This is a genomic window from Lysinibacillus capsici (assembly GCF_003367505.1).
Taxonomy (GTDB): Bacteria; Bacillota; Bacilli; order Bacillales_A; family Planococcaceae; genus Lysinibacillus; species Lysinibacillus capsici.
In genome coordinates this window covers 1-16,882 of sequence record NZ_PXXX01000016.1, presented here as the reverse complement: position 1 = coordinate 16,882, position 16,882 = coordinate 1, and the positions used below count along the sequence as shown (strand labels likewise).

13 protein-coding genes, 16 tRNA genes and 1 rRNA gene are annotated in these 16,882 nt (G+C 36.9%); 5 read left to right on the top strand and 25 right to left on the bottom strand.

Features of this window, described 5'->3' with window-relative positions; all coding sequences use genetic code 11:
* On the bottom strand, positions 1 to 906 hold the full coding sequence (locus tag C7B89_RS15020; RefSeq protein ID WP_115674045.1) for a S66 peptidase family protein: 906 nt from the start codon (positions 904 to 906) through the stop codon (positions 1 to 3).
* Positions 907 to 1,027: 121 nt separating this feature from the next.
* On the opposite strand from C7B89_RS15020, the gene C7B89_RS15015 reads away from it, so the two are divergent.
* Positions 1,028 to 1,927 carry a DMT family transporter gene (locus C7B89_RS15015; protein WP_115674044.1) on the top strand — a complete coding sequence of 300 codons (900 nt, stop codon included), beginning with the start codon at positions 1,028 to 1,030 and terminating at the stop codon, positions 1,925 to 1,927.
* Between the two features lie 20 nt (positions 1,928 to 1,947).
* On the opposite strand, the gene nagB is transcribed toward C7B89_RS15015, so the two are convergent.
* Positions 1,948 to 2,661 (bottom strand): glucosamine-6-phosphate deaminase, encoded by a 714-nt coding sequence (gene nagB, locus C7B89_RS15010; protein ID WP_054548669.1) that lies wholly within the window; start codon positions 2,659 to 2,661, stop codon positions 1,948 to 1,950.
* Positions 2,662 to 2,847: 186 nt separating this feature from the next.
* Between nagB and C7B89_RS15005 the strand changes: the two genes are divergently transcribed.
* Positions 2,848 to 3,594, top strand: coding sequence for an arylamine N-acetyltransferase family protein (locus C7B89_RS15005; RefSeq protein ID WP_115674043.1), 747 nt, complete (start codon positions 2,848 to 2,850; stop codon positions 3,592 to 3,594).
* 39 nt (positions 3,595 to 3,633) lie between these two features.
* Here the strand turns inward: C7B89_RS15005 and C7B89_RS15000 are convergent, their stop codons facing one another.
* Together C7B89_RS15000 and C7B89_RS14995 are read right to left on the bottom strand one after the other, a co-directional pair.
* Positions 3,634 to 4,719 (bottom strand): S-layer homology domain-containing protein, encoded by a 1,086-nt coding sequence (locus C7B89_RS15000; protein WP_115674042.1) that lies wholly within the window; start codon positions 4,717 to 4,719, stop codon positions 3,634 to 3,636.
* Between the two features lie 82 nt (positions 4,720 to 4,801).
* Entirely contained in the window at positions 4,802 to 5,161 is a 360-nt protein-coding gene (locus C7B89_RS14995; RefSeq protein WP_066038295.1) for a VOC family protein, read from the bottom strand.
* 176 nt (positions 5,162 to 5,337) lie between these two features.
* Between C7B89_RS14995 and C7B89_RS14990 the strand changes: the two genes are divergently transcribed.
* The 3 genes from C7B89_RS14990 to C7B89_RS14980 are packed head-to-tail and all read left to right on the top strand — an operon-like array spanning position 5,338 to position 7,448.
* On the top strand, positions 5,338 to 5,934 hold the full coding sequence (locus C7B89_RS14990; protein WP_066038296.1) for a TetR/AcrR family transcriptional regulator: 597 nt from the start codon (positions 5,338 to 5,340) through the stop codon (positions 5,932 to 5,934).
* A complete protein-coding gene (locus C7B89_RS14985; protein ID WP_066038297.1) occupies positions 5,935 to 6,636 on the top strand; it encodes an SGNH/GDSL hydrolase family protein in 702 nt (233 codons plus the stop codon).
* Between the two features lie 2 nt (positions 6,637 to 6,638).
* On the top strand, positions 6,639 to 7,448 hold the full coding sequence (locus tag C7B89_RS14980; protein ID WP_115674041.1) for an SDR family NAD(P)-dependent oxidoreductase: 810 nt from the start codon (positions 6,639 to 6,641) through the stop codon (positions 7,446 to 7,448).
* A 40-nt stretch (positions 7,449 to 7,488) separates the two neighbouring features.
* On the opposite strand, the gene C7B89_RS14975 is transcribed toward C7B89_RS14980, so the two are convergent.
* The 21 genes from C7B89_RS14975 to rrf all read right to left on the bottom strand — a co-directional run bounded on the left by C7B89_RS14975 (position 7,489) and on the right by rrf (position 16,800).
* A complete protein-coding gene (locus C7B89_RS14975; RefSeq protein WP_048391842.1) occupies positions 7,489 to 8,163 on the bottom strand; it encodes an ABC transporter ATP-binding protein in 675 nt (224 codons plus the stop codon).
* Between the two features lie 2 nt (positions 8,164 to 8,165).
* Positions 8,166 to 9,197 carry an ABC transporter permease gene (locus tag C7B89_RS14970; protein WP_048391852.1) on the bottom strand — a complete coding sequence of 344 codons (1,032 nt, stop codon included), beginning with the start codon at positions 9,195 to 9,197 and terminating at the stop codon, positions 8,166 to 8,168.
* A 207-nt stretch (positions 9,198 to 9,404) separates the two neighbouring features.
* On the bottom strand, positions 9,405 to 10,277 hold the full coding sequence (locus C7B89_RS14965) for a GNAT family N-acetyltransferase (protein ID WP_115674040.1): 873 nt from the start codon (positions 10,275 to 10,277) through the stop codon (positions 9,405 to 9,407).
* A gap of 100 nt (positions 10,278 to 10,377) precedes the next feature.
* Positions 10,378 to 14,562, bottom strand: coding sequence for an S-layer homology domain-containing protein (locus C7B89_RS14960; protein ID WP_158539192.1), 4,185 nt, complete (start codon positions 14,560 to 14,562; stop codon positions 10,378 to 10,380).
* Between the two features lie 638 nt (positions 14,563 to 15,200).
* Positions 15,201 to 15,281, bottom strand: a tRNA-Leu gene (locus C7B89_RS14955).
* A 47-nt stretch (positions 15,282 to 15,328) separates the two neighbouring features.
* Positions 15,329 to 15,402: transfer RNA gene (locus tag C7B89_RS14950), tRNA-Cys, on the bottom strand.
* Between the two features lie 8 nt (positions 15,403 to 15,410).
* A tRNA-Gly gene (locus C7B89_RS14945) sits at positions 15,411 to 15,485 on the bottom strand.
* 5 nt (positions 15,486 to 15,490) lie between these two features.
* Positions 15,491 to 15,565: transfer RNA gene (locus tag C7B89_RS14940), tRNA-Gln, on the bottom strand.
* 4 nt (positions 15,566 to 15,569) lie between these two features.
* A tRNA-His gene (locus C7B89_RS14935) sits at positions 15,570 to 15,645 on the bottom strand.
* A 35-nt stretch (positions 15,646 to 15,680) separates the two neighbouring features.
* Positions 15,681 to 15,756, bottom strand: a tRNA-His gene (locus tag C7B89_RS14930).
* Positions 15,757 to 15,768: 12 nt separating this feature from the next.
* A tRNA-Trp gene (locus tag C7B89_RS14925) sits at positions 15,769 to 15,842 on the bottom strand.
* Between the two features lie 13 nt (positions 15,843 to 15,855).
* Positions 15,856 to 15,939: transfer RNA gene (locus tag C7B89_RS14920), tRNA-Tyr, on the bottom strand.
* Positions 15,940 to 15,948: 9 nt separating this feature from the next.
* Positions 15,949 to 16,024, bottom strand: a tRNA-Thr gene (locus C7B89_RS14915).
* Positions 16,025 to 16,036: 12 nt separating this feature from the next.
* Positions 16,037 to 16,109: transfer RNA gene (locus C7B89_RS14910), tRNA-Phe, on the bottom strand.
* A gap of 15 nt (positions 16,110 to 16,124) precedes the next feature.
* Positions 16,125 to 16,200: transfer RNA gene (locus tag C7B89_RS14905), tRNA-Asp, on the bottom strand.
* Between the two features lie 3 nt (positions 16,201 to 16,203).
* Positions 16,204 to 16,278 (bottom strand) — tRNA-Met (locus C7B89_RS14900).
* A gap of 26 nt (positions 16,279 to 16,304) precedes the next feature.
* Positions 16,305 to 16,380: transfer RNA gene (locus C7B89_RS14895), tRNA-Val, on the bottom strand.
* Between the two features lie 15 nt (positions 16,381 to 16,395).
* Positions 16,396 to 16,470 (bottom strand) — tRNA-Glu (locus C7B89_RS14890).
* Between the two features lie 24 nt (positions 16,471 to 16,494).
* Positions 16,495 to 16,586 (bottom strand) — tRNA-Ser (locus C7B89_RS14885).
* Between the two features lie 5 nt (positions 16,587 to 16,591).
* Positions 16,592 to 16,668: transfer RNA gene (locus C7B89_RS14880), tRNA-Asn, on the bottom strand.
* A gap of 16 nt (positions 16,669 to 16,684) precedes the next feature.
* A 5S ribosomal RNA gene (rrf, locus tag C7B89_RS14875) occupies positions 16,685 to 16,800 on the bottom strand.
* Positions 16,801 to 16,882: the final 82 nt, after the last annotated feature.

Below are 16,882 nucleotides of genomic sequence, written 5' to 3'. Positions count from 1 at the left end.
TCATACATGCACACCTGGTAATATTTTTAACACCTTTTCCTGTGCGTCTAAAATTGCCTCTGTTCCTAATGGAATGGCTATATTCGTTGTTTCATGTCCGAACTTAAAACCTGCCACGACTGGTATTCCTAAATCTGCAAAATACTCCTTCATTAACGAATGAAGTGCTTCTTCATCAGATCCTGTCTGTGTAAATGAACCAATGACGACTCCTGCTAATTGCTCAAATTTCCTTGCTTGTTTTAAATGCTGAAGCATTGAGTCAATAACTGGAATTGTTTCATTTACATCCTCTATTAATAAAATCCTACCATCAGTTCTTACTTCAAATTTGGTACCTAGTGTGCTGACAAGACGATAGAGATTTCCTCCGATCATTTCACCACGTGTGATGCCCCCAGCAATCGTTGTTAGCGGAGAAATTGCCTCTGTATACTGAATTTCCATAGGGGAAAATAGCTGTAAAAACATTTTTTTTGATAAATCATCCATCTTATTAGCTGACATCAGCATTGGCCCATGAAATGTCACCATATTGGCATACTCATTAATCGCACAATGTAAATATGTAACATCAGAAAAGCCCCAGAAAATCTTAGGATTTTCTTCTATTAAAGCATAATCAATTTTATCAGCAATTCTGGCAGAGCCATAGCCTCCCTTTACACAAAAGATTGCTTTCACTTCTGGGTTTTTTACCATCTCATGAAAATCAGCTAGTCTGATTTCATCACTTCCTGCCAAATATTCATGTTTTGCATGAATCGTATCACCCACAATATAGCGAAGACCCAATTCGTCCAAAAAAGCTACTGCTTCTCCTAGTTTTTCAGGCTCTACAAGACTTGAAAGTGCAACAACACCGACTAAATCTCCCTTTTGTAAACATGGTACGGTACTTTTCACAGTTATTCCTCCTCTTGTTGTCCTTATTTTAGCATAGCAAAACTTCAGAGGCATTGATTATTGCTATACTGACTGCCTATAATTAACTTTACTATTCAATTAATAAAGGGGTTAAAGCATCTTGAAAATTCCACCATATCTATTATTAGTACTCGCAACTCTTTTATGGGGTGGTAATTTTGTTATTGGACGTGCCGTTAGTGAAGATATCCCTCCCCTAACACTTGCCTTTTTACGCTGGTGCGTCGCATTTATTATCTTTTTTCCCATTGCATTTCACCAATTAAAACGTGAATGGCGGTTACTGAAAAGACATTGGTTTATTGTCATCATTCTTTCATTAACAGGTGTTACAGCATTTAACACACTTGTTTACATTGGATTACATTACACAACGTCCATTAATGCATCTTTAATGAACTCTTCTACGCCCATAATGATTTACATACTTTCCTTTATTTTTTTGAAGGAAAAACTATCAAAATATCAGTTAATAGGGACCGTTCTATCACTGAGTGGAGTTGCCTTTATTATAATGGGTGGCTCTTTTACAAGGATTGTCGATTTTACTTTCAACAAAGGGGATTTAATTGTAATCGCAGCAGTATTATGTTGGAGCATATATTCATTGCTCATTAAACAATATGCAACTCGCTTACCAGGGCAGTCTACCTTTCTAGTGAAGATTGGACTTGGGGCTATGATGTTATTTCCTTTTTCTCTCTATGAAACACTGTCTAGTGCAACAGCAATTCATTGGGAATGGTCAACCTTTGCTGCTATTTTATATGTTGGTATTTTTGCCTCTATCATTGCTTTTCTCTGCTGGAACAGTGGTGTTATACAGCTTGGAGCGAACAAGGCAAGTATTTATTTAAATTTCATTCCTGTTTTTGCCTCCATTTTTGCCGTCCTTTTTCTTGATGAGAAATTGCATTCATTTCAGCTTATAGGTGGACTAGCGGTTGTTGCAGGAGTTATTCTATCAGGAAAAACAAATAAGCAAAGACTTCAATCCTAAGAAGTCTTCGCTTATTTTTCCTAATTCGTACCGCCATAAATTATTGTAACATTAGGATGGTTTAATAATTGGCTAGCTGGAAATTCTTCTGTAATATGACCACTTTTCAATTTTTCAATCGCTGGGAGTTTTTTTTCACCAAAGGCAATGAGGATGATTTCCTTTGCCTTCATTATGGAGTGAATGCCCATTGTAATGGCATGTGTTGGTACTTCAGACGGATCATCAAAATAAATAGCATTTTCTGTTCTCGTTGACTCTGTTAGCTCCACAATATTCGTCTTGGCATCAAACGATGCGCCTGGTTCATTAAAAGCAATGTGTCCATTTACACCGATACCTAGAAGCTGTAAATCAATGCCTCCTGCTTCTTCAATGCTCTTATCATATGCAGCACATTCTTCAGCTAAATTGGCTGCCTGTCCATTTGGCAAATGGACATTTTTCGGCTGTATATCCACAAAATTAAATAAATTCTCATGCATAAATGTAAAGTAGCTTGCTGGACTTGATTGCTCAATGCCAACATACTCATCCAAGTTAAAAGTTTGTACTTCCTTAAAAGATAAATGGCCAGCTTGGTGTCGTGCCACTAATTCTTTATACATGCCTACAGGTGATCCACCAGTTGCTAAACCTAAAACACTATCAGGTTTCTCTTGTATTTGTTTTGAGAAAATAGTAGCTGCCACTTCACTCATTTCCTCATATGTATTCACTTCTATCCATTTCATTCTTTATACGATACCTACCTTACCATTAATATTATTAACTAATATGTAAAATATTTCACTTTATAGTAGCTAATATATTAATCTTACTAGTTATTTAGCTATTTTTCTATCATTTCCTACTTCAGTTTATGCGTGTAATCTAAGACTATTTCGGTTATGTTATTAATAAGGAAGTGAGGCGATTTTATGAATGAACAGATTCAGCACTATTTACAGTATATTCAATTTCAAGGAACGTTAGAGCCATCTATTCAACTACTTGGACAACTACAAACTAAACATCTATTAACCATTCCCTATGAAAATTTAGATGTTGCCTTGAATCGTGGTATCTCCTTCGCTATTCCTGATATATTTAAGAAAATAATTATTGATAAACGTGGTGGCAATTGTTTTGAATTAAATATCTTATTCAGCTGGCTTCTACGAGAGCTTGGCTTTTCTGTCACCAATCGTTATGCCCAGTTTTGGCGCAACGTAGCGGAAAATACCCCTCCAGAGGAAATTCCTATGCATCAATTATTACTAGTAAATATGAGTGGACAATACTATATCTCGGATGTAGGTGTCGGTGCATTAGCACCCTGTAAACCAGTGCCACTGATTGCTGGCTATCAACACCATGAAGGTAAAGAGTTATATAAAATAGATTATGATGAAGCGAATGGTTGGATGCTGTTGGAACAAGCTAAACATAGTTGGCGTTTGCTTTATAGTTTTCACGACGATGCCAATGATGCAAAATTTGCACCACGACTTTCCAAGCAAAACAATAAAATTGCTATGATTCGAACCATTGGTGGCCGTCATACCATGATGAACAACGAATTTAGAATTTATGAAGGACAATCCTTAACTACCTATACAACAAACACTGAGAAGGAATGGCTGCAAGCTCTACAGCGTTTTTTTCATATCTCTGTACAACAATAAGGAAAGCAAGTCCATCGGTTGGCTTGCTTTCCTTTCACATTATTTCATTGTCCTATTGAGCAATTCAAACACAACTATGTCATTGTGTAGCTCTTTAACTAAACCTATATCATCTACAAAGTAATAAGTTTTCACTACATCACTAAATTCTGACCTTTTCTCGACTATAACCACGCCCGTATATTGCACATCACCAGCTTGTACCGTACCATCAGTAGATTTTACAGTTACTCGTTCCCCTGCTGAAACCCCTGGATCATCTTCATGTAAAACAACACCTATTCTAAGTGGAAGTTCTATATATAAATCATAATGTGTGTTAGCTTCACTAGCAATTGCTTGTCCGTATGCACGATCATGACCATATAAAAGCTCATCAGAGATAGTTTGTCCTGTACTTACATTTTTGACTGTCCATACATCATTTTTACCGTCGTGTTGCTGATATTGATAGTTTAAAGTATAACGCTTATTGTCACTTAAAGAATAATAGGCATACGTATATTCAAATGCGGGGTCCCTTAGCAAGTTAGGTTTAGAAAGAGTCATTGCTCTCGCTAAAAACGCTGAGAAATGGGCGCGTGTAACAGGGTCATTAGGTTTAAACGAACCATTCTCATAGCTCCTTACTAAATGATTATGGGCCAGTGTTAAAATTTCTTTATAACCTGGTGTCTGCTTACTCACATCTGTAAAATAATAAGGATCTGAACCTTTTAATTGAAAGGCCCTATTTAGCACAATCGCCATTTCCCCCCTAGTAAGCGGTGCATCTGGATGAAATTTATGGGCAGTATCAAAAATACCTTTATTTTGCACAGCCGCAATTTCTTTATAAAATTTATGAGTAGTTGTGACATCTTGATAGTTTGGATTTTGCACATGGATCGTGTTTAATCCTAAAGCACGTGTTAGCATTACAGCTACCTGTGCTTTCGTAATAAAATCATTCGGCTTGAACAAGTTATTCGAATAGCCTTTCGCAATATCCTGTTCTACTAAATAATGAATTTCCGTCGTTAATGTATCATCCGTTAGATCGATAAAGCTGGCTGCCTGCACTTCCTTCGGTAATATACCAATCGTTATCAGGATCAAACATACTAGCTTCAATATGTTCTTCACATTATCCCTCCTCCTTCGATTCTATACCCATAAAGACGTACCCATATGCTTAAAATGAAAAAAGCCTCTATTAAAAGAGACTTTATTCGTTATTTTTATATTGAATTAATCCAATTCCTATTCCAGTCGGATCGACCAAATAAGCTAGATAGAAATCATCAAACGCCATTTTGTCACGCAAAATAGTAGCACCATTGTGTTTTGCCTGTGCAATGACTTCGTCAATTGCATCCACTTCAATTTGAATTCTTGTACCATGCGGAAAATCGCTTGGTCCTTTACCAATGCCACCATTAATTCCAGCTTTGTCTTCATTCCCAGTCATAACTGCCCAATAATCCCACTTTGGAGCTGCCACCTCCCAGCCAAACACTTTACTATAAAAAGCTGCCGCTTTCTCCGGTTCCTGACTATTTAATTCAAAGCCAATCACTTTTCCCATACATGTACCCCCTCATTTTTAGCATAACAAATAATTCAACAATTAATTGGAATTCCCTTCCTGCAACTTTAGAAATTTGACAATATTCCAAATAAAAAATTTATGTATTTAATTAGTTAGAAAATTATGTATAATTAAATTAGAACGATTGTTCAAATCATTAAAGGAGTACAACATTGAGTAAAAGACGCTATGACAGTGACAAGGCAAAGATTGAGATTATCAAACATGCCATCCAATTATTTTCTCAACATGGCTATAATCAGACATCTGTTGGTGATATTTCGAAAGCCTCTGGTTATAGTAAAGGACATATTTATTATCATTTCGAAAATAAAGAAAAGTTATTTGTGCTTTTGGCGCAGCAATCGATGAAAAATTGGCATGACAAATGGTTGCAACAAGAATCTTCATACACCACATCAACAGATAAATTGTATGGTATGGCCATGCATGTCCTCTATGAGTATCAAACACCCTTACTAAAGTCAGGTCAGGAACTGGCATCTAATCCTAAATCAAGTCCTGATTCTATACAACAGTTATTCAATTTAGCTATTACGCCAATGAATGCTTATCGAGCAATTCTTCAAGAGGGCATCGACCAAAACGAATTTGTTCATGGCAATGTAGATACATGGACCGTCTTACTTGGCACATGGCTAGGTGGATTATGTCAGCTGACCAATACTCATAACTTGAAATCATTAGAACCACTCTTTCAACAGGCAATAACGATTTTCTTAAAAGAAATTAAAAAAGGTGGGGTTTAAATGAAAGTAGGTTTAATAGGTGATAGCTTAACAGAAGGTCGTCCAGGCGTTTCATTTTATGATCTCTTGAAACATCAATATCCCCATATTTCATTCGATAATCTTGGAAATCCAGGCGAGACGATTAAAAGTTTATTTACTCGCTTGGAAAAAATGCCGCTCCAATCTTCCTATGATCTCCTTATTCTTTGGATAGGCGTCAATGACGTCTATTCAAAATTATTAAAGGTGCAAGCACAGCCTGTGGCGAAGGATCACATTGAATTCGAAGAATACTGCCTTAAGGTATTAGAGAAAGCACATGACGCTTCCAAAAATGTTGTATTAGTATCTCCAGCATTAGTAGGAGAAGATCTTCAAAATCCCTCTAACAAAGAAATAACACAATTAACGTCTGTTATGGAGTCTATTTCAATGAAATCTGGCAATGTTTATTTTGTAAATATGCAAAATCTCTTTAAAGAGCATTTAGAACATTTGGAGTGCTCAGGCTTTATTAATACGAATGTAATAAGAGTCCTACTGGATGTTTTATTTTACAAAAGTCCTTTACGTATCGATAAATTATCTCAAAAAAGAGGGCTACATGTAACTTTAGATGGTGTACATTTGAATAGTAAAGGTGCTGATTTAGTGGCACAGCAATATAGCTCTATCATTGAACTTTATAAAGTCGAAGGAGACAAAATCGGGAGGTCCTAAAGATGAGAAAGATTGCTGTTGTTACTGGCGGTGTTTCAGGGATAGGAAAGGCTATTTGCCAAGAATTAATTGCTCGACATATATTTGTCATTATTGCTGATATTCAAGATCATGAGGGTCGTGTGTTAGAAGCAGAGTTAAATAAGGATATCGCCCATGTAAAATTTGTACATTTAAATGTAACCGATTACAAAAATGTAGCTTCTGTCATTCATGATGTATTTGAAGAATTTCACCGTATAGATTATCTGTTTAATAATGCTGGTATCGCTATGTATGGGGAGATGGGTGAAATGACTATTGAGGATTGGAAGGAAATTATGGCCATTAATTTATGGGGTGTCATTTATGGGACTCAAATAGGCTACCCACTTATGAAAAAACAAGGTTTTGGTCATATCGTCAATACCTCCTCTGCTGCAGGGTTAGGACCTTCTCCTTTTTCTACTGCATACGCTACTACCAAACATGCTGTTATAGGACTAACAACCTCTCTACACTATGAGGCTGAGGAATTCGGGATTAAGGTGAGCACTCTATGTCCAACGTTTGTGGATACACCAATTTTCGATAATGCAAAGGCGATTCATATGGATAAATCCATTATCACCAAACAATTAAAGCAGCAAAAAATGATCTCACCTCAGCGAATTGCAAAAATGGCTATAGAGGGTGTTCATCAAAATAAGCCTATCATTTGTCCAATGCCAATGCGCAAAACACTGGATGTTGTTTTTACTATTTTTCCTTTTTTACACAAAGCGTTAGTGAGAATCGTTTGTAAAGTGAGTCGTAATGCACGTTTAACCTAATGTTTCACAAGGCTCCCTTCTAATGGGAGCCTTGCTTATTTTATAATACGACACCATCGCTCATTTTAATAATACGATCTGTATATGCCAACATTTCTTCGTCATGCGTCACTAATAATGTTGTTATATTTAAAGTTTTTGTTAATGTTCTTAATAACAACATAATCTCTTTAGAGCGCTGTGAATCTAAACTAGCCGTTGGTTCATCAGCAAACAATACTTTCGGTTGATGAATAATAGCACGTGCAATTGCTACACGTTGCTTCTCTCCCCCTGACAAGGAGGAAGGATAGGCAGTTTTACGGTGTTCCATTCCAACTAACTCCAATAGCCGATTGACTTCATATTTCTGTTCATTCTTTTTTAATGGAGATTCAGCTACATCTAGCATTAATAGCAATTGTTCCTCCACTGTCAAAAATGGAACAAGGTGAGCAAATTGAAAAACAAAACCGAATTTACTTGCACGTAATTTTCGTACCTGGTCGGTTTTCATCGTCGTAAGATTCTGCTCTTCAAATAACACTTGCCCATCTGTTGCGGGTTGTAGTCCTGCAGCGATCGTTAATAATGTACTTTTCCCAGAGCCAGAAGCACCTACCAATGCTGTAATCTCTCCTTCATTTAAAGAAAGATTGATGCCCTTTAAGATCTCTTCCTCGACTTCACCATTCTTAAACGTTTTTCGTACTTCATCAATTGTAAATAACGTCATGATTAAGCCTCCCCTTGCTGTATTGCTTGTAACGGTTCAATTTTTTTAATTTGCATTCCTGACAAGGTCGCACCAATAAAGCCTATGAGGAGGAATACAACTGATAACTGTGTTGTAGTGCCTATTGTTAAAGTGAATGGCATCCCCTTAGGAGCAACTATATTAAATAGCTGGCTAAGACTGACAGATACCACAAGTGAAAAGATTGTAATAATAGCCATCTGTGTCCAGATCATTTTAAATAGCTTACTTGTTTTTAATCCAATCGCTTTTAAAATGCCATACAAGCCAATTTTTTGCACATTCATCATATAGAAGAAAATAGCAAACAACATCCCACTAATGACAACTAAGAACCATATAATCATATTTAAAGATAATTGTTCCGCATTATAACTAGGGATAGTATTGAGAAACTCTTTATTGCTATATGCTTGCAATCCCTTAATATCATTTGGCTCACTATTTGGTACAAAAATTAATTGTTTATCAGCTACCCGATACATCTCCTGATAAGCCTCTTCACTAATATAAGCAACGGGAGCATGGCTATATTTTTTTTGCTCTACAAAACCTTTTACAATGAACTTTCCACTGTATTGATTATTCGTTAATATATCTCCAACTTGTATTCCTTTATCTTGTAGTGAGCTATCCAAAAGCACCTCGTCTTGATGCACATTGCTAAAAAGTGTAGATTCCGTTGATGTCACAAAGGCTACACTTTGTTGTTTATCATCCTGATCATTTAAAAAGCCCATCTGGATCGAAAAAGCTACTGCCTCTTTTTCTTTACTTATGACTTTCTGTTGCAGGTCGCTATCGATTCTTGAAAGATTAAACGTGCCATCCGCATCCTCAGCCATATAAAATTGACCCTTCGGTAAATCCTTAATTAAAGCTGCATTATCCTGTGACAGACCATTTGCTAAACCCGAGATAATAAACGTTAAAAAACTAACTAGGAAGATAATGGAGCCCAAGATTAAAAACCGTACTTTATTCTTCTTCATTTCTTTCCAGGCAAGATTCATCACTAACCCCTCCATTTCTTTGATTACTCCTAGCTTAAAATTGTTAAATGAACAGAGCATGAACTAATCGTAAAAATTTAGAGATTATATAAAAAGCCGCTCTATAAAGACATTTTTATCCCATAGAGTGGCTTCTTTTTTGAATCTTATTTATCTTTACTTGCTAAAATCCCTCGCCTTGAATGAATTGATATTTTTGACTTCTAATCACGGTCTTAATATTTTATACGAACTGTGAATTTCAATTGTAGTATGAATATAGGATCTAAAATAACTCTTAAAGAATTTCAATACCTTTTCATCTTCATTTCTTACATCAAAACAAGCATACGGTATATTTAGTTGAATTTGATTTTTAATAACCTCGCCCAGTAAAGGTCTTAAAATATAATGATTTCTTCTATCTTCTTTAATAAAGAGGGAAGTAATAAATAAATGTTCATTATTCACATTTGTACTTAATATCCACCCGATGATTTCCTCTTTGTAGTAAACCCAAAAACTCGTTTGTGGACTAGCTTCACCAAATTGAAAATCCTCTAAGGGTGATAAATGCTTAGGATACCAATCAACATTGCGTAACGACTCCAGTTCCGCTTCATGAATTTGATTCAACGCTTTAACAGAGATGTCTTCTGGAAATGTGTTTTTTTCGATCCATTTTTCTTTGCTCATATCTTTCACATTAATCATAAAGTGAGTTTTGTCTAAAATTGGTGGAGTCCACGATTGCTTTCTTAATGTGTATTTTACATTCGGACTAGTTTCAGGAAAAACATTTGTATATAAAACATTTGCGCCTTTTGCTTTTAGTTCTTTTTCGGCAAATTTTAGTAGTTTTTCTTCTATGTTTTTATTTTTAAACTTATCTCTAACATTTACTGAGTAGACGACGCCCATTCTGTCTAACTCTTTGTATTCCGCCAATATTGCTCCGAGAACTTCACTATTTTTATCAACTGAAACGCCTAGGACAAACGAGTCATTGTTTAGGTCATTAAATAAAAAGTCACCTTTAATATTTTTAAAATGCAGTAATACTTCATTAACTTGGGTTTCATTTATTCTTTGGATTAGCATGATTTTTACCTTCTTAATGAAAATAGTCTATTATTTGAGGTTTAGTAAAAAAGGGAAATGGATCACCTCGATAAGTGATCCATTCCAACTAAGGATTTACTTAAGGTCCCTCATTTCCAGTACCTTTAACACTTTTTATATAAGACGCTGGCTTTTCTGCGGTGGCTTTTATACGAATATGAATATATTGCGAAGTATTAGCTGGAATCTCAATATAAGTAACACCAGTTTTAGTTGTAGCAGTTGACCATTCTGCTGCATTATCTGCTGCAGTGTCGTTGTTATCAACAAAGTATTCATATGTCATCTCAGAAGTTAAGCCGGTTAATTTTGTATAACCTGCTGCGTTAGATGGTATTGGAGTCGCATTTGGAGCAGCAGCAGGCTTTATATCGCTTAATTCAATTTGTAAATCCTGTACATCATTTGCTGCTTGCCCTCCTGCTGAAGCTATACGAATATGAACAAATTGACCCGCATTTATCGAAATATTATCAATTTCTGTTGTTCCTGATAGGGGTATTAATGTTGCGCCTGCCCAGTCTGTGCTAATAGATGTCGTAGCATTACTATCTATTATATATTCATACGTAACACCATCTGTTAATCCTGTCAGTTTCATTGTTCCTGCATTCGTTCCTTGTGCTTTCATTGCATTAGGTGCAGTAATTGGATTTACAATTGTTAATGGTATATTCGTTATATTTATTGTTTTTGCATCAGAATAGACTGTTTCATTCACAAATTCTTTTTGAGGCTTCGCTTTATTTAAAGCAGCGTCTTTTAAAGAAATATCGTTACCATTTGCACTCATCGTGATGGTTGTATTTTGTTCAATTTTTGATACGGTTGTTGCACCTAACGTGACAGTTACGGTATTTCCTAAAAGTTCAAAGGTATCATCATTAGCAAAAGCAAACGTAGAATTTGTTTGATTACTTAAAGTAAAATCATTCGCTAAATCAATTAGATTAGCCAAACCAAGATTTACATCCTCTGAGAAGATAATCGTTAACTGATCCCCTACATCTACACCGTTAGAACCCTTATCTATGAAGCCTGAACTAATAATAACTGGTGCAGCCTGATCAACTGCTGTCACATGAATCCCAGCTATATTCACTCCATTGATATCTATGATAGATTCATTTGGATTTTGAATAACCTCTGGTGTGAAGTGAGTACCAACCATTGGTTCCACTCTAATTGTAATATATTTGTTTTCACCTTGTGTATATAATGGATTAGGATTACCATTGCTAAGCAGTGGCGTTCTTCCATTTTTGTCTGTTACTTTTATAGATTCTACAGTAAAGCCAGGGACTGTAAATGAATCCTTAGTTACTGTCGTTGGATCAATATTTTCTGAAAATTTTAGGCGAATGGTTTCCATTTTTCCATCTTGTGAGCTGACCCCATCTTTACCATCTATCGTAACCGTTTCTAGCAATGGGTTATTTACTATTGTATTAGCAACTACTTGTCCAATCTTTTTAGCGAGTTTACCTGCTGACGTTCTTTCTACTACAACAACTACCTTACCAGCAGCTGATGAAATTTTACCATCAGGCGGAAGTGTTTCCCAAGAAGATACATCAGCATTTAATGATGGCTTTCCAGCGTCTGCTGCATTCGCATCATCAAAAACTTTAAAAGCAAACTCATTACCTAAATCTACAGGTTCACCAACTGTAATATTTATTTTATCGTTACTGAATGGATCATCCACTGCCGTAACAGCTAATGGGCTTAAAGATCCGATGCTAACTCGTGTTCTTAAACTCTCTGCATATTGAGTACCATTGTCTGTTACTTTTATAATCGCTACATCAATTTCAGACATCCCATTATCAAAACCAGAGGAAATCGCAATTGATTTTTCACCATTTCCGTCAGGAAGTATACCCCATTCTAATTGATTGCCTGAAACATCGTATACAGAAATCATATAATCACCTATTGGGGAAGGTAGTTTAACTGTCACTTTGTCTGCCCCAGTAGCATTGTCAGTAACAGTAATATCACTAACTACTGGCGCATTCGGGAAAGTCGTTGGTACTCCTTTTTCGACTCTTGTGCTTTCTGTTTTTCCGTTTTCTGTAACTGTTACATAGACTTTATCAAGTCCTAGAGGAAATCCTCCTAGAATCTCTACTATACTAAGTGCAGTTGACGTTGTTACTGAAAAGCTTCCAAGGATATTTCCATTTGTACTTGCATCATACACTTTAATTAATGAGCCTACTGGTAATGAAGGTAAAGCAATCATATCCTTGCCTGCTGTCGCGTAATTAACCAATTGTATGTGTGAAGGAGCTTGTGATTGATTTGAACTTTGAACATATACCGTCGTTGAAAAACTTGCTGGTATGTTCCCACTTGCTGCATACCGTACTTCATAGTTTCCTGCACCTAAGCCAATAATTTCTGTTGCTAATAAAGGTACATTCGTCCAACTTGTGTCTGTAACTAGTTTATATTGATATTTCTTACTTGCATTTAAACCTGTAATCTTACCATCATTTCCTACTAAAGTTGGAGACACCCCTTGTAAACCCTTTGGTGCTGATGGTGCTACGGGAACTGTTGTATCAATAGACCCGCTACCTGAGTTATCAGATGACGTATCGGATAAATCTGGGTTTTTTGTTCCAGCAATTCGTTCGACATTGCCTTTTACAGAATTATAATTTTGAATTATATCAGCAGGTTTTGAACCTGTTGGAATAACAAGGTTGCCAATTTTGGTTTCTGTTCCTATTGTAACTTTTGTTTCTCTATTAAGTGTTTCAAGATTACTTACTCGACCGATTGTTTGCAGATTTACATTTGCACTTGTCATAAGAGATAGATTAACAATGTCACTTTTACCAGATAATTTAACCTCACCTGTAGTTGTTACTTGTAAAGCAGTTACATTTGAGTTAATGACAACGTCAGTAGCTCCCTGGACAATCAATACTTTAGGAAGCACCACTGAACTTCCAGCAGTTAATATTGCATTGCTATTAACAACAATCTCTCCTACTGTAGATGCTCCAGATGTTTTCGATAGGAAAATAACATCAGCATTTTTATCGACACCCACATCACCCAATTGAAATTCACTGAAAACTACTCTTCCTCTTACTTTAGTTTCATTCGCAGCTATAGGTAAGTTATTCATAGATGCAACCTTTGCTCCAAAAGATTTATATGCATTAGTTTGATTTGCTAGTTGCAAAGAATCATCAATCGTCGTTTTACCTTCCACTCTCAAGAATTCAGAGTAGAAAGAATTCTCAACGCCTTTACCCACATGTAAATCGCCTTTAATGGTGATATTCTTCATTGTGATGTAATCGCTATTTACAATGACAGTAGAATCGATAGTTGCACCTTTTCCATCAAACACAGCATGATTTACATAGGGGTTATTAGTATCAGTACTTGGTGTACCTTTTGCAGTTAATTCAATAGATTGTATTTGTTCAATTTTATTCTCTTTTATAGTTAGTTTTAAGTTGGCACCTTTTAATGTCGCTAGATTACTCGGATTAATCCATTTCTTTTGATCATCTGAAAGTGTGTATGTACCTTCAGAAGTCACCAATGTCTCATCTGTAATATTGGAGATCGTCTCATTCAAATGAACAGGAACAGGTGTTATTTTGTTTTCACTACGGTAAATGAACGCTGCTAGTTGTCCACGAGTCACACTTTTATTAGGCGAAAATGTTGTTGGGGTTGTTCCGGATGTGATTTCATTTTCAATCAATGTCCCAACATAATTATTAAACCAATCATCTTGACTCACATCTGTAAAGTTTATTTTTTGTTGAGAATTTTCTGATTTTAAATCGTAGGCTAATGAGATAATTTTTGCCATCTGTGCACGAGTCACAGGATCATTCGGTCTGTATTCACCTTCAGATCCCACAATAATTCCTGTATCGGCTAATGCAGCAATATATTTATAGAAACTATGCTTTTCAGAGACATCTTTAAATCCTGGGTTCTTAATATTAGTTGTATCTAAATCTAATGCAAGTGCGATGATTTTTGCAGCATGGGCGCGAGTTAAAGGTTCGTTTGGACGGAAAGTACCATCTTCATAGCCACTTATAATATTACGTGCATGTAAACTATTTACTGCTTCATAAAAGTATGCATTTGACTGTACATCTTTGAATTTAGTTGCAGCTGCGTTAGCATTTGGTACCACTGTCATTAAACTACTTACCACAACAGATGCTGTAACTGTAGATGCTATTATCTTGTTAAAATTTTTATTCTTTTTTTTCATAATCTCACATTCTTTCCTCATTATTGATAGTGACTTATTTACTAATAAATAGTAATTTGCGATATATCTTTTTGTATATTTTTTAAATCGGAATATCTCCCTTTCTTATTATAATTCCACAATGGTTTTTGGGTAGTTATTACCAAATATTTTAGATATATCCTTTTTTACTTTCCATTTTAGAGAAATTAGTCTACCTATCATACAAATGTGGTAAAAATATTTTATAATAAATAGTAAAATTAATATATATAAATTTTCAATTAATAGAACAAAAATTTTAGTTCAACTTCATGCATGACCCATACATTGTGATTGATGTTTTCATGTTTCATCGATACAAAACATTTCTTAATGCCACTTGTTTCTAAGTGAAGGAAGCAACTAAACTCTGTCTTGTCATTTTTTGCTTTTAAGAGGGAAGTACACATTAATTTATCAGTTAACGTTACCATAATGAACCTAGATTATATTAAATAACTTAAGTTTGCTAATACAGCGCAAAATATAGCTGCTGTAAAGGCAAAAATATGACCCATTCAGTCCCCCGCTCCTTTATCTATGTTTATATACTTTCTATAATTTTTTACAACAAAAAAAGAACCCCTGATATATCAAGGATTCTTCGTTGTAATTGATACCGGTGGTCGGGGTCGAACCGACACTCCAAAGGAACACGATTTTGAGTCGTGCGCGTCTGCCAATTCCGCCACACCGGCATAATGGAGATAAAAAAAATCGGATAAACCGATTAACAGTTAAAATATGGAGGCGGCAACCGGATTTGAACCGGTGATAAGGGTGTTGCAGACCCGTGCCTTACCACTTGGCTATGCCGCCGTCATACATGGAGCGGAAGACGAGGTTCGAACTCGCGACCCCCACCTTGGCAAGGTGGTGTTCTACCACTGAACTACTTCCGCAAAAATGGCTGGGGTACTAGGATTCGAACCTAGGCATGACGGAATCAAAATCCGTTGCCTTACCGCTTGGCTATACCCCAACAATGGGGCGACTGATGGGAATCGAACCCACGAATGCCGGAACCACAATCCGGTGCGTTAACCACTTCGCCACAATCGCCATTGTATTATGATGTTTATTAATTTTATATGAGATGGGGCGACTGATGGGAATCGAACCCACGAATGCCGGAACCACAATCCGGTGCGTTAACCACTTCGCCACAATCGCCATAAAATTAATTGGCAGGGGCAGTAGGAATCGAACCCACACCAAAGGTTTTGGAGACCTCTATTCTACCGTTGAACTATGCCCCTAAAATAATAAAACTGGTGGAGGGGGACGGATTCGAACCGCCGAACCCTAAGGAGCGGATTTACAGTCCGCCGCGTTTAGCCACTTCGCTACCCCTCCGGGAAAATCTGGTGCCGGCTATAGGAATCGAACCCACGACCTACTGATTACAAGTCAGTTGCTCTACCTGCTGAGCTAAACCGGCAAAAAAATAAGATGGGTCAGGACGGAATCGAACCGCCGACACTTAGAGCTTCAATCTAATGCTCTACCAACTGAGCTACTGACCCATATTTTAAAATAAATGGCGGTCCCGACCGGGATCGAACCGGCGATCTCCTGCGTGACAGGCAGGCATGTTAACCGCTACACCACGGGACCATTTGGTTGCGGGGGCTGGATTTGAACCAACGACCTTCGGGTTATGAGCCCGACGAGCTACCACTGCTCCACCCCGCGATAATACTATAATATTGTTAAAATAATGGTGGAGGATGACGGGCTCGAACCGCCGACCCTCTGCTTGTAAGGCAGATGCTCTCCCAGCTGAGCTAATCCTCCATCTGGGTATTGAATTGGTGACCCCTACGGGATTCGAACCCGTGTTACCGCCGTGAAAGGGCGGTGTCTTAACCACTTGACCAAGGGGCCATCGTTTGGAACACATCAAAGTGCTGGCGGAGAGTAAGGGATTTGAACCCTTGAGACAGTGTTAACCGCCTACACGATTTCCAATCGTGCTCCTTCGGCCACTCGGACAACTCTCCAAGAATGGCTCCGAAGGCAGGACTCGAACCTGCGACAACCTGATTAACAGTCAGGTGCTACTACCAACTGAGCTACTTCGGAATAATTTTAGTATATAGCCTAGCGACGTCCTACTCTCACAGGGGGAAGCCCCCAACTACCATCGGCGCTAAAGAGCTTAACTTCCGTGTTCGGTATGGGAACGGGTGTGACCTCTTTGCCATCATCACTAGACTATTTGAAAGACAATACTTATTATAACATATCTTATAAAAATTACAAGTATATTCTAATATTTTATTCTTTCAAAACTGGA

Coding starts and splice junctions, on each gene's coding strand:
- nagB (WP_054548669.1), bottom strand. CDS start 2,661: ATGAAATGGATAGAAGTGAATACATATGAGGAAATGAGTGAAGTGGCA.
- C7B89_RS14980 (WP_115674041.1), top strand. CDS start 6,639: ATGAGAAAGATTGCTGTTGTTACTGGCGGTGTTTCAGGGATAGGAAAG.
- C7B89_RS14975 (WP_048391842.1), bottom strand. CDS start 8,163: ATGACGTTATTTACAATTGATGAAGTACGAAAAACGTTTAAGAATGGT.
- C7B89_RS14965 (WP_115674040.1), bottom strand. CDS start 10,277: ATGCTAATCCAAAGAATAAATGAAACCCAAGTTAATGAAGTATTACTG.
- C7B89_RS15005 (WP_115674043.1), top strand. CDS start 2,848: ATGAATGAACAGATTCAGCACTATTTACAGTATATTCAATTTCAAGGA.
- C7B89_RS14960 (WP_158539192.1), bottom strand. CDS start 14,562: ATGAAAAAAAAGAATAAAAATTTTAACAAGATAATAGCATCTACAGTT.
- C7B89_RS14970 (WP_048391852.1), bottom strand. CDS start 9,197: ATGAATCTTGCCTGGAAAGAAATGAAGAAGAATAAAGTACGGTTTTTA.
- C7B89_RS14995 (WP_066038295.1), bottom strand. CDS start 5,161: ATGGGAAAAGTGATTGGCTTTGAATTAAATAGTCAGGAACCGGAGAAA.
- C7B89_RS14985 (WP_066038297.1), top strand. CDS start 5,935: ATGAAAGTAGGTTTAATAGGTGATAGCTTAACAGAAGGTCGTCCAGGC.